At 60.1% G+C, this 12,571-nt stretch carries 10 protein-coding genes; 7 read left to right on the forward strand and 3 right to left on the reverse strand.

The features are described from left to right. Positions 1-76: 76 nt before the first annotated feature. Together BOA8489_RS13165 and BOA8489_RS13170 are read left to right on the forward strand one after the other, a co-directional pair. Positions 77-1,420 carry a M16 family metallopeptidase gene (locus BOA8489_RS13165; RefSeq protein ID WP_093974512.1) on the forward strand — a complete coding sequence of 448 codons (1,344 nt, stop codon included), beginning with the start codon at positions 77-79 and terminating at the stop codon, positions 1,418-1,420. Next, on the forward strand, positions 1,417-2,730 hold the full coding sequence (locus BOA8489_RS13170; RefSeq protein ID WP_176440301.1) for a M16 family metallopeptidase: 1,314 nt from the start codon (positions 1,417-1,419) through the stop codon (positions 2,728-2,730). The genes BOA8489_RS13165 and BOA8489_RS13170 overlap by 4 nt, the downstream gene beginning before the upstream one ends. A 352-nt stretch (positions 2,731-3,082) precedes the next feature. Here the strand turns inward: BOA8489_RS13170 and BOA8489_RS13175 are convergent, their stop codons facing one another. The 3 genes from BOA8489_RS13175 to BOA8489_RS13185 are packed head-to-tail and all read right to left on the reverse strand — an operon-like array spanning position 3,083 to position 6,272. Further along, complete coding sequence (locus BOA8489_RS13175) at positions 3,083-3,892, reverse strand: transglutaminase family protein (protein WP_093974514.1); 810 nt, start codon at positions 3,890-3,892, stop codon at positions 3,083-3,085. Then, positions 3,892-4,854, reverse strand: coding sequence for an alpha-E domain-containing protein (locus BOA8489_RS13180; RefSeq protein WP_093974516.1), 963 nt, complete (start codon positions 4,852-4,854; stop codon positions 3,892-3,894). Before BOA8489_RS13180 ends, BOA8489_RS13175 begins: the two co-directional genes overlap by 1 nt. Then, positions 4,851-6,272: a circularly permuted type 2 ATP-grasp protein gene (locus tag BOA8489_RS13185; RefSeq protein ID WP_093974519.1), complete on the reverse strand. Its 1,422-nt coding sequence runs from the start codon at positions 6,270-6,272 to the stop codon at positions 4,851-4,853. Before BOA8489_RS13185 ends, BOA8489_RS13180 begins: the two co-directional genes overlap by 4 nt. Before the next feature lie 139 nt (positions 6,273-6,411). Between BOA8489_RS13185 and BOA8489_RS13190 the strand changes: the two genes are divergently transcribed. From BOA8489_RS13190 to BOA8489_RS13210, 5 genes are all read left to right on the forward strand, one after another. After that, the gene (locus BOA8489_RS13190; RefSeq protein ID WP_093974521.1) at positions 6,412-7,410 is read left to right on the forward strand and encodes a ligase-associated DNA damage response exonuclease; all 999 of its coding nucleotides are present in this window, start codon (positions 6,412-6,414) and stop codon (positions 7,408-7,410) included. A gap of 72 nt (positions 7,411-7,482) precedes the next feature. Continuing rightward, on the forward strand, positions 7,483-9,003 hold the full coding sequence (gene gpmI / locus BOA8489_RS13195) for a 2,3-bisphosphoglycerate-independent phosphoglycerate mutase (protein ID WP_093974523.1): 1,521 nt from the start codon (positions 7,483-7,485) through the stop codon (positions 9,001-9,003). After that, positions 9,000-10,103, forward strand: a complete 1,104-nt coding sequence (locus tag BOA8489_RS13200) for a murein hydrolase activator EnvC family protein (RefSeq protein WP_093974525.1) — start codon at positions 9,000-9,002, stop codon at positions 10,101-10,103. The genes gpmI and BOA8489_RS13200 overlap by 4 nt, the downstream gene beginning before the upstream one ends. A gap of 9 nt (positions 10,104-10,112) precedes the next feature. Then, the gene (locus tag BOA8489_RS13205; RefSeq protein ID WP_093974527.1) at positions 10,113-11,474 is read left to right on the forward strand and encodes a S41 family peptidase; all 1,362 of its coding nucleotides are present in this window, start codon (positions 10,113-10,115) and stop codon (positions 11,472-11,474) included. A 161-nt stretch (positions 11,475-11,635) separates the two neighbouring features. Continuing rightward, a complete protein-coding gene (locus BOA8489_RS13210; RefSeq protein ID WP_093974530.1) occupies positions 11,636-12,565 on the forward strand; it encodes an ABC transporter ATP-binding protein in 930 nt (309 codons plus the stop codon). Positions 12,566-12,571 lie beyond the last annotated feature (6 nt).

Genomic DNA, 12,571 nt, shown 5'->3' on the forward strand with positions numbered 1-12,571 from the left:
ACAAGTCTGTTGGTGCAACTTGAAGCGGCCGCCAATCGCACTCATTTCTGTGTCAGACACACCAAAAGGAGAGACCATGCGTCGGTTCATCGCGGTCATCATTCCCCTCGTCGTTGCCCTTGCGGGCCCTGCAAAAGCGGCCGAGGTCACGTCTTTTTTACTGGAAAACGGTCTGGACGTCGTGGTTCTGGAAGACCACCGCGCGCCCGCCGTCGTGCATATGATGTGGTATCGTGTCGGCTCGGCGGATGAACCGCGCGGCGTTTCCGGCATTGCGCACTACCTCGAACACCTGATGTTCAAAGCCACCGACGAACTGGAATCCGGTGAATTTTCCGCCACCGTGGCCAGAAACGGCGGCAGCGACAACGCTTTCACGTCTTATGATTATACCGCCTACTTCCAGCGTGTCGCCTCGGACCGCCTTGAATTGATGATGCGCATGGAAGCCAGCCGTATGGATGGCCTCGCCCTTGTCGAAGAAGACATCGCAACCGAGCGCGACGTCGTCATCGAAGAACGCAACCAGCGCACCGAAAACGACCCCGGCGCGCTCTTTGGCGAACAACGCCGCGCCGCGCAGTTCCTGAGCCACCCCTATGGCATTCCGATCATCGGCTGGAAGCACGAAGCAGAAGCCCTGACGTTGAAAGACGCCGTGTCCTTTTACGAACAGCACTACGGCCCCAACAACGCGATCCTGATCGTCGCAGGCGACGTCGAACCCGACGAGGTCCGCCGCCTCGCTGAACAGTATTATGGCGTGATCCCCCCGAACCCCAACGTAAAGCCCCGCAACCGTGTCACCGAGCCACCGCAACTTGCCGAACGCCGCCTCAGCTATGCTGATCCGCGCATCGGCCAGGCTTATGTGGTTCGCACCTATCTCGCCCCCGAACGCGACGCAGGTGCACAGGAAGAAGCCGCAGCCCTGACCCTTCTGGCCGAGCTTCTGGGCGGGTCGTCCACCACGTCTTTCTTTGCCGACAAATTGCAATTCGAAACGCAGGTCGCGATCTACTCAGCGGCGTTCTACAGCGGCCTTTCGCTGGACGACACAACCTTCGGTCTTGTTGTGGTGCCAAGCGAAGGTGTCAGCCTTGCCGAAGCCGAAGCAGCCATGGATCAAGCCGTGGCCGACTTTCTGGAAGCCGGTGTGAACATGGAAGACCTTGAACGCATCCGCGTGCAGATCCGCGCCTCCGAGATTTACGAACAGGACAACCTGTCGTCGCTGGCGCGCACCTATGGCGCCGGGCTGACCAGCGGGCTGACCATCGAGGACATCCAGGCTTGGCCGCAAATCCTAGCCGATGTCACGGCCGAAGATATCATGGCCGCCGCCGAAAAGATATTCGAACGCCGGAACGCAGTGACCGGCTGGCTCATGACCGAAGGGTCCGAGGAGTTGATGCAATGATCCGTGTTGTTCTCGCAGCGATGATGACAATCGCCTTGGCCGCGCCCCTGAAAGCCGCCGTTGAAATTCAGGAAGTCACCTCGCCCGGCGGGATCGAAGCCTGGCTTGTACAGGAAAACTCGATCCCCTTCGTTTCGCTTGAAATCCGCTTTCTGGGCGGGTCCTCCCTTGATCCTGAGGGCAAGCGCGGCGTCACCAAACTGATGACGGGTCTGATCGAGGAAGGCGCGGGCGAACTGGACGCGGCTGCCTTTGCCGAAGCCCGCGACGGACTGGCGGCAAGTTTCGAATTCTCCGTTCAGGACGACGCCCTCAGCGTGTCGGTTCGGATGCTGACCGAAAACCGCGACGAGGCCGTCGAGTTGCTGCGTCAGGCGCTGGTCAACCCGCGCTTTGACGAAGACGCTGTCGAGCGCGTCCGCGCGCAACTATTGTCCGGCATTCGCTCGGACCTCACCGATCCAAACTGGATCGCCAACCGAACCTTTGACGACATGGTGTATGGCGACCACCCCTATGGCAGCAGCAGCGACGGCTCGCTTGAAAGCGTCGCCGCCCTGACCCGCGATGATATCGTCGAGGCCTTCCGTGCCGTCGCCGCCCGCGAACGCGTCTATGTCGGTGCGTCGGGCGATATCTCCGCAAGCGAGCTTGGCCTCCTGCTGGACCGCCTTCTCGGGGACCTGCCGGAAAAAGCCGCGCCCCTTCCCGGTCCCGCCGCGGTGAACATCTCCGGCGGCGTGACCATCGTGCCCTTCGATACCCCGCAATCAGTCGCCTTTTTTGGCCAGCCTGGTATCGCGCGCAATGATCCCGACTTCTTCGCGGCCTTTGTCGCCAACGAGATCTTCGGCGGCGGCGGTTTGCAGTCAAGGCTGTCTGAAGAGGTCCGCGTCAAGCGTGGTCTCACCTATGGCATAGGCTCATATCTGGTCAATTTCGACGATGCGGATATGTTGCTTGGTCGGTTCGCTTCAGCCAACGATCGCGTTGCCGAAGCGATTGGCGTCGTTAAGGACGAATGGGCCAATATCGCCGCAAACGGCGTGACCGAACAGGAACTGGACGAGGCAAAAACGTACCTGACCGGCGCGTATCCGCTACGCTTTGACGGCAACGGCCCCATCGCGCGAATCCTTGTGGGTATGCAGACCATCGACTTGACCCCGGATTATATCACCAGCCGCAACGAAAATATCGAAGCAGTCACACTCGACGATATCAAACGCGTCGCTGCCCGGCTCTATCAGCCGGAAAATCTGCGGTTCGTCGTTGTGGGGCAACCGGAAGGACTGGAAGAGATCAACTGAACCCCAATCGGGCACAGACAAAAAAAGGCCGTGCAAGCACGGCCATCCAGTCAGGGAGGAACTTGTTGCCGCGCAGTACAAATAATTCGCGCAGCAGGGAGAAAAAACTTTGTCAATCGAACGATATTAATACTGTCACTTTCAATATACACAGATCGCGTCTTCTTGCGCCTGCCTTTATTCAAAACGCCAAATCTTGTGGCAATTTTACTGCACGCGGAATGCGCGCAACGCCGTCACCTAACCAAAAATTGCCGCTAGGCGCTTGAAATCAAAAGCCCATTATTGATCATATGATCAAACAGAAAGTGAGCCGAAAACCCCCAGACGGTTTCCTTCGATCAGAAATTACCTACTGTTGATTTGCATCAAGAACAGTCACGTCGACGCTCATGGATTCCGTGCCCCTTCCCTGAGAAACGCCCCGGATCGGCGCGGCATCAATCGAATCAAATCCTGACCCCAGCCGAATATAGCGTTCGTCCGGACAGACTTGGTTCGACGCGTCGAACCCGACCCATCCCAGGTCGGGAACGTAAATCTCGGCCCAGGCGTGGCTGGCTTCAGCAATCCCGCCTTCCGCGTGAAGATAACCCGTCACATAGCGCGCCGGGATATCCAGACAGATCGCCGCCGCCACCAGCGTGTGCGCGTGGTCCTGACACACGCCGCGCCCGGCTTCCAACGCTTCCGACGCGGTGGTCTTGGCATCCGTCTCGCCCGGAGTATAGGCAATGGCCTCGCCGACAGCCTCGGCCAGTGCATGCGCCTGTCCCAGAGGATTGCCCGCCCCCGCGACGGCCTTCTGCGCCAACTCGCGAATGGCATTGCTTGCGTAGGTGAACGGCCCGCGCCGAACATAGGCCAGCGGCGGAACCTTCTCTCGGTGCCCCCGCAGAACGCCAGACAGATCGGTGGTTTCAACCGTGCCCCTGACATCAATCACGACCGTCTCGACCGATCCCAGAAACGTCGCCGTTTCAATCAGATCACCCGCGCCGTCGCGAAAGTTCGCACCCCGGATCGCACCCTCGATATCGACATGCCAATCCAGCACCGCCTGACCGTCGAAAAGAGATGGCCAAAGCCGCAACGACTGCGCGACTCCCCGCATCGGCGGATCGAATGTATAGCTCGTGCGATGGTTCACCTGCAATCGCATCAGCGTGCCTCCCCAATCAGATAGACTTCGCTGATCACCGCTGAAAGCTGCGAGATCTCACCGATCGAACGCGTCAGGAACTCGTGCAATCCTTCGTCAAAGATATCCTCGACTCCGATCCCACTCAGCTTGGCGACCAGATTGCGCGCCTGCGTCTGCGCCTCGGTCGTCTGCTCATAGCCACGCGCCAAACGGTCCAGATGCCAGCAAGCTTCCTCGGCGCAGGTAATAAGCGAGCGCGGCGCCCTACGGTTCAGGATCAGGAAATCGGCGATCTTCGCCGCCGTGATCTCGCCGCCATAAGCCCAGTTGAAGGCCCGGTGCGCGGACAGCGCGCGCAGGATCGTGCGCCACTGGTAATTGTCCAGACCCGTGCCGACAAAATCCACCTGCGGCAACAAAACAAAATACTTCACGTCCAAAAGCCGTGCGGTGCTGTCGGCGCGCTCAAGGTAGTGTCCGATGTTCAGGAAATCATAGCCATCGATCCGCAACTGCGTGTCTTCGATCGTGCCCCGGATCAAGGCGCCGGTCCGCAGCGTCCAGTCGATAAGGTCATTCGTCGAAAGCTTCGAACGCTCGGTCCGTTTCAGCTCCTGCATTTCCTGATAGGCGGTGTTCAACGCATCCCAAGTCTGACTGGTCAGTGCGGTGCGCACAATCCGTGCGTTCTCGCGCGCGCTGCCGATACAGGACGCAACCGACGACGGGTTGTCGGCGTCGAAAAACAGAAAGCTCTCGACATTGCGTTCGCGCATGTCGGCGGCGTATTTCGCTTCGAACTGACCTGCTGTTCCACTGGCCTGCAAGACCGATTCCCATTCGTTTCGAAACCCGCCCGAACTGTTGGGAAGCAGCGAATTGCGCGATCCGACTTCAAGCAAACGGGCCACGGTTTCGGCCCGCTCGACAAAACGGCCAATCCAGAAAAGGTTCTCGGCGTGACGTGCTAAAAGTGTCATTCTGCCATCACCCATGTATCCTTGACGCCGCCGCCCTGACTGGAATTCACCACCAAAGACCCCTCGGTCAACGCCACGCGTGTCAGGCCCCCCGGCACCAGCTCGATGTTCTCACCGACAAGGCAATAGGGCCGCAAATCCACATGCCGCGGCGCGATCCCTTCCTCGACGAATGTTGGACAAGTCGACAGCGCCAGCGTCGGTTGTGCGATGTAATTTCCGGGGTTTTCCACGATTTTCGCATAAAAGATATCGATCTGCTCCTTGGTCGAGCGCGGCCCGACCAGCATCCCATAGCCACCCGAGCCATGCACTTCCTTCACCACCAGATCTTTCAGATTCTCAAGGACGTACTTCAGGTCGTCAGGCTTGCCGCACTGCCATGTCGGCACGTTGTTCAGGATTGGCTCCTCGCCCAGATAAAAGCGGATCATCTCGGGCACGAAAGTATAAATCGCCTTGTCATCGGCAACGCCCGCGCCAGGCGCGCTGGCAATCGCCACACCGCCCGAGCGATAGACATTCATCAGCCCCGGAACGCCCAGCATGGAATCCGGGCGGAAGCAAAGCGGGTCGATATAGGCGTCGTCGATCCGCCGGTAAATCACATCAACCTTCTTTGGACCTTCCGTCGTGCGCATGTAGCAAAAGTCGCCTTTGACGAACAAATCCTGTCCTTCGACCAGGGCGACACCCATCATGTCGGCCAGAAAGCTGTGCTCGTAATAGGCCGAATTGAAATGCCCCGGCGTCAGGATCGCCACAGTCGGCGCGCCCTCGCATTTCTCGGGTGCGACGCTGTCAAGCGTGCGCCGCAGCAGGGCGGGATAATTCTCGACCGGCGCAATCCGGTTCTGACGGAAAAGCTGTGGGAACATCCGCATCATGATCTCGCGGTTTTCCAGCATGTAAGACACGCCCGACGGGGTGCGGCAATTGTCTTCCAGCACGAAAAATTCATCCGGCCCGGTACGCACCAGATCGACGCCGACGATATGGCTGTACACGCCGCGCGGAGGTTTGATCCCGACGACCGCCTTTTCATATGCTTCGTTCTGATAGACCAGACGCCCCGGAATTTTCCCCGCCTTCACGATCTCTCCGCGTCCATAGACGTCCAGAAGGAACGCGTTCAGGGCCTTGGCACGCTGCTTGACGCCAAGATCCAGTTTGCGCCATTCGTCCGCAGCAAAAATCCGCGGAAACATGTCAAAGGGAATGAGGCGATCCGGGTCGCCGCCCTCGCCATAGACCGCAAACGTGATGCCGATCCGGCGAAACAAAGCCTCGGCCTCGGATTGCTTGGTATTGCGGAACTCCTCGGGCATATTCGCCGCCCATGTATCCAGGCCCGCATAGGGTGGACGCACCGCACCATCCATACCCATTTCATTGAAATATATAGGTTTTTCCAACATTAATCCCCTTGTTGCCAACAAGTATGGTCACAGTGCACGGAAAGTTAAAGGGTCAGTCTTTGTCCCTGCGCGCGTCCTGTGACCTATTTTGAACAAATGCCCGCTGTTCAGGCACAATTCACAGGCTATCTTGCCTTTCATGAGCAAACTTCCCGTTTTGACCTTCACGAAATCCGGTGTCTATTGCCCGGCTGGAGACTTCTATATCGACCCATGGCGCTCCGTGGATCGCGCTCTCATTACGCACGGCCACGCCGACCATGCGCGCAGCGGAATGAACCGCTACCTTGCCACCGAAACCGCCGCCCCCGTTATGCGCCACCGCCTTGGCGACATCGCTCTCGACACCACGCCCTACGGCGAAATTCACCAGATCGGCGACGCCCGCGTCAGCTTTCACCCGGCAGGCCACGTTCCCGGTTCCGCCCAAATCCGCGTCGAAGTTGGCGGAGAAGTCTGGGTCGTCTCTGGCGACTACAAAGTCGTCTCAGATGGCGTCTCCGAACCCTTCGAACCAGTCAAATGCCACACTTTCATCTCGGAATGCACCTTCGGCCTTCCCGTCTTCAACTGGGATGCCCCCAAAGCCGTTGCCGCCGAGATCAACGCATGGTGGGCCAGAAACGCGGCCGATGGGCGTTTCTCGATCTGCGGCGCCTATGCGCTGGGCAAAGCTCAACGCATTCTTGCCAGCCTCGACACCAACATTGGCCCGATCCTGACTCACGGCGCGATCGAGAACACAAACGAGGTTCTGCGCGCCCAGGGCATCACCTTGCCGGAAACCATCCGCGTCACACCTGACGTGAACCCCAACGACCACCCAGGCGCCTTCATCCTCACCGTCCCATCCGCGATGAACAGCACATGGGCGAACAAATTCCGCCCGTCCTCCACCGCCTTCGCCAGCGGTTGGATGGCACTCCGGGGCGTGCGCCGCCGCCGCTCTGCCGACCGCGGTTTCGTGATGTCCGACCACGCCGACTGGAACGGCCTGAACAATGCGATCAAAGCCACCGAAGCCGAACGCGTCTTTGTCACGCACGGCTACACCTCCGTATTCCGCCGCTGGCTGGAAACCCAAGGCTATGATGCGGGCGTTGTTGAAACCGAGTACGGTGAAGAAGACGACTCTTAGATATCCGAGGCAGGTTTTCCTCGCCCGCCACTTTCTGTATGCTATGCCGAAATCAGAAAAATGAGTCATGGCATGAGCATCCCGAAACCAGTCGTCCTTTGCATCCTCGACGGCTGGGGAATCAACCCCGACACCTCTGCAAACGCTCCCGCGCTGGCAGACACGCCGACCTTCGACCACATCATGGCGACCTGCCCGAACGCGCAGCTTATCACCCACGGCCCCGACGTCGGCCTGCCCAGCGGGCAGATGGGTAACTCGGAAGTCGGCCACACCAACATCGGCGCAGGCCGCGTGGTAGCGATGGATCTGGGCCAGATCGACCTCGCCATCGAAGACGGCAGCTTCTTCGAAAAATCGGAAATTGCGGACTTCGCGGACGCACTCCTGAAAACCAACGGCACCGCGCACCTCATGGGCGTGGTTTCCGACGGCGGTGTCCACGGCCACCTTACTCATGTCATCGCCTCCGCCAAAGCGCTCTCGGACCGGGGCGTCCCCGTCGCGATCCACGCCGTCACCGACGGGCGCGACGTCCCACCGCAATCAGCGCTCGGTTACATGAAAACCCTTGGCGAAAACCTCCCCACCAACGCCTTCATCGCCACCGTCAATGGCCGCTATTACGCCATGGACCGCGACACCCGATGGGACCGTGTCAGTAAAGCCTTCGATGCCATGGTCAAAGGGCAGGGGGTCCAGTCCGACACTCCTATTGCGGCCATCGAAACCTCATACGCCGCCAATACCGTTGACGAATTCATCCTGCCCACAGTCATTGCCGGTTACGACGGTATGCACGACGGCGACGGCTTCTGGTGCCTGAACTTCCGCGCCGACCGCGCCCGCGAAATTCTCAGCGCGATCGGCGATCCCAACTTCGACGCCTTCGACACCGGGCCGCGCCCGAACCTGACCGCTCGCCTCGGCATGGTCGACTATTCCGAAGCCCACAACGCTTTCATGACCACCGTCTTCCCCAAGCAGAAACTGGTTAACACGCTGGGCGAATGGGCCGCCAAACACGGCCTCAAACAATTCCGCCTCGCCGAGACCGAAAAATACCCGCACGTCACCTTCTTCCTCAATGGCGGCAAGGAAACACCCGAAGACGGCGAAGACCGCTTCATGCCGAAGTCGCCCAAAGTCGCGACCTATGACATGCAGCCCGAGATGTCCTCGGTCGAAGTCACCGACCACTTCGTCAAAGCCATTGAAGACGGCTATGACCTCATAATCGTAAACTACGCCAACCCCGACATGGTCGGTCACACCGGGGATCTTAAAGCCGCCATGGCCGCCTGCGAAGCTGTGGATCAAGGCCTCGCGCGTGTTCTGACCGCGCTGGAAAAAGCCGTAGGCGCGATGATCGTAACCGCAGACCACGGCAACTGCGAAACCATGGTCGACCCCGAAACCGGCGGCCCCCACACGGCCCATACGACGAACCCCGTGCCCGTCGCTGTGGTCGGCGCCCCCAAAGGCGCAACCCTCCACGATGGTCGCCTCGCTGACCTCGCACCGACCCTCCTCGACCTCCTCGGCCTCGACCTGCCGCCCGAAATGACCGGGAAAAGCCTGATCGACCGATGAAGCACCTCGCGCTCTGCCTGACCCTCCTGATCGCACCTGCGGCCCATGCCCAAGGGTCACCCGGCGACATCGCCCGCGAGGCATCCGATTTTCTGAACCAGGCCGCCCTCGCGCTCTCCGAGGCCGAAGGGTCGCGCGACCGCATTGCGGCACTGACCGCAACCGTACAAGCCTACGAGCGAGGCCTCACCGCCATGCGCGAAGGCCTCCGCCGTGCCGCCCTTGAAGAGCGCGCGATCCGCTCAGACCTCGCCACTCGCGATGCCGAACTGATGCAACTCCTCACGGCCCTTCAAAGCATCGAACGCAGCGGCGGTGCGGCCCAAATCCTCCACCCCGATGGACCGCTCCCTGCCATTCGTACGGGAATGCTCGCCAGCGAACTTGTCCCGGCGCTTAACGGCCGCGCACAAGTCGTTGCCCGCGACTTATCCGGCGTGCAGGACATCATCGCGCTTCAAACCGCCGGAAAACAACAACTCGAAGACGGCCTCGCCGGTATCCGCGCCGCGCGCCTCGCCTTGTCCCAAGCCGTGTCGAACCGCACCGACCTGCCCGAAGCGGCCTCGACCGATGCCGCGACCATGGAGGCGCTAATCAATTCCTCCGAAACGCTGGCCGCCTTTGCCGACAATTTTGCGGGCGAACCGCCTGTGACGACCCCGGCAGACACAAGCTGGAGCCTCCCCGTCGCGGGCCGCATCCTGCTCGGCTTCAACGAAGCCGACGCCGCCGGTGTGCGCCGCCCCGGTTGGGTGCTGGCGACAGAAGCAGGCGCCATCGTAACAACACCCGCCCCGGCGACCGTGCGCTTCGCAGGAAACCTTCCCGACTTCGGAAGCGTCGTCATCCTGGAACCCCGCGCCGGAGAACTCCTGATCCTCGCCGGAGCCGACGACCTCTTCGTCACCCGCGGTCAAATCCTCGCTGAAAGCGAACCAATCGGCTTTATGGGCGGTGATTTTGCACGTGAACAAGAGAAATTGATCGAAACGGAACAAGGCGGTGGTCAACTTGGGCGCGAAACGCTTTATATTGAGTTAAGACAAGGCCGCGAAGCCGTTGACCCTGGGTCCCGGTTCACTGGTCAGACAGATTAAGGAACTGAAATGAAAAGATTCTTTCTAGCGTCCGTAACCGGCGTCATGCTTGGCGCTGTTGTCACGACGCAAGTCGCCGGACCGCTTCTTGCTCAGGAAGCCGACCGAAAAGCCAGCGTTTACGAGCAACTTGACCTGTTTGGCGACATTTTCGAGCGGATCCGCGCGCAATACGTCGAAGAAGTCGACGAGGCCGAGCTGATCGAAGCTGCCATCAACGGTATGCTCACATCGCTCGATCCGCACTCGTCGTTCCTGTCGCCCGATGATGCCGCCGACATGCGCGTGCAGACCCGTGGCGAATTTGGCGGCCTCGGTATCGAAGTCACCCAGGAAGAGGGCTTTGTGAAAGTCGTCTCGCCCATTGACGACACCCCCGCCGATCAGGCCGGAATCGAAGCGGGCGACTTCATAACCCACGTTGACGGCGAAAGCGTGCTTGGCCTCGGCCTCGATCAGGCCGTAGAAATGATGCGCGGCCCCGTTGGCAGCGAGATCATCATCACCGTGGTGCGCGAAGGCTCGCCTGAACCCTTCGACGTATCGATCATCCGCGACATCATCACTCTGACAGCCGTGCGCTCACGCATCGTCGGCGAAACCATCGTGCTGCGCCTGTCGACCTTCAGCGACCAGACCTACCCATCCATGGCCGAACAACTCCAAGAGCGCGTCGACGAACTCGGCGGCTTTGACAACGTGAACGGGTTCGTCATCGACCTGCGCAACAATCCGGGCGGCCTTCTCAATCAGGCCGTGATGGTCTCCGACGCCTTCCTTGACGCCGGTGAAATCGTCTCAACCCGTGGCCGCGACCCGCAAGACGGTGATCGCTTCAACGCACAGGAAGGCGATCTGGCCAAAGGCAAACCCATGGTCGTGCTGATCAACGGCGGCTCTGCCTCGGCTTCCGAGATCGTCGCAGGCGCGCTTCAGGACCATCGCCGCGCCATCGTCGTCGGCACCAAAAGCTTCGGCAAAGGCTCGGTCCAGACGGTCATGCCGCTTCGGGGCGAAGGTGCGATGCGCCTGACAACCGCGCGCTACTACACGCCGTCGGGTCGCTCGATCCAGGCGCTGGGCGTTTCGCCAGACATCATCGTCGCCCAGCCCCCGCAGCGCGAAGTAGAAGAAGAGGACACGCCTCAGCGCGGTGCCCGTTCCGAAGCGGATCTGCGCGGCAGCCTCGGCAATGACAGTCTGACCGAAGAAGAACGCCGCCTGATCGAAGAGGATCGCGCCAAGGCCGAAGCTTCGGCCAACTTGCGTGAACTGGATTACCAGTTGGCCTATGCTGTTGATATCCTTAAAGGTATCTCAGCGCTCGGCCCTGAATACGCGGCGGCACTGGCGGCACAAAAAGCCAACTGAGCCCACCCTCGGGTCACTGTGAAAACCGGCGCGCCCCCTCGCGCCGGTTTTTTTTGGTCATTGCGTGGAATTCCAACATTCCTGTATGAGACCTGTTCAAATTTCCGCCATGTTACCCGCAGGCTTTCCCCGCTAGGGTCAGCCGAAGAGGAAGCAACACCATGTCCACAATCGTCGAAGTCGAAAATGTCACGAAAGTCTATCTGGGCGGCTTCGAGGCTCTGAAAGACACCAGCCTCAAAATCGAAGAGGGCGAAATCCTGGCGCTGCTCGGGCCGAACGGCGCTGGCAAGACCACGCTGATCTCGACGATCTGCGGCCTCTCCGTGCCCACCTCCGGCCAGATCCGCGTCGGCGGCCACGATGTCGTCACCGACTTCCGCGCAGCGCGCAAACTCATCGGCCTCGTCCCGCAGGAAATCAACCTCGAACCCTTCGAATTCGTGATCAATACGGTGCGCTTCTCGCGCGGCCTCTTCGGCAAATCCCGCAACGATGCGCTACTTGAAAGCATCCTGCGCGACCTTTCGCTCTGGGACAAGAAAGACTCCCGCATCTCCGCGCTCTCGGGCGGCATGAAACGCCGCGTCCTCATCGCCAAGGCACTTGCCCACGAACCCCGCGTTCTGTTCCTCGATGAACCGACCGCAGGCGTCGACGTGGAACTCAGAAAAGACATGTGGGCGCTGGTCGACCGCTTGCGGCAGGACGGCGTGACGATCATCCTGACAACCCACTACATCGAAGAAGCCGAGGCCATCGCCGACCGCGTCGGCATCATCAACAAGGGCGAAATCCTCCTCGTCGAGGACAAGAAAGACCTGATCTCGCGCATGGGCCGCAAGGAAATGCGCATCGAACTCACCGAAACAATCGCCCAAATTCCCGATAGCCTCGCGAGCTACGATCTGACCCGCGTCGATGACGGCGCAGCCCTTGTGTACGCCTATAACACTCGTGGTGAACGCACCGGCATCACCTCGCTTCTCAAGGATCTTCAGGCCGCGGGCCTCGGCCTGAAGGACATCCAGACCAACCAAAGCTCGCTCGAAGACATCTTCGTTACCCTCGTGCAGGAGGCTACTCCATGAACGTGA

It is taken from the genome of Boseongicola aestuarii, assembly GCF_900184815.1.
GTDB classification, from domain to species: domain Bacteria; phylum Pseudomonadota; class Alphaproteobacteria; order Rhodobacterales; family Rhodobacteraceae; genus Boseongicola; species Boseongicola aestuarii.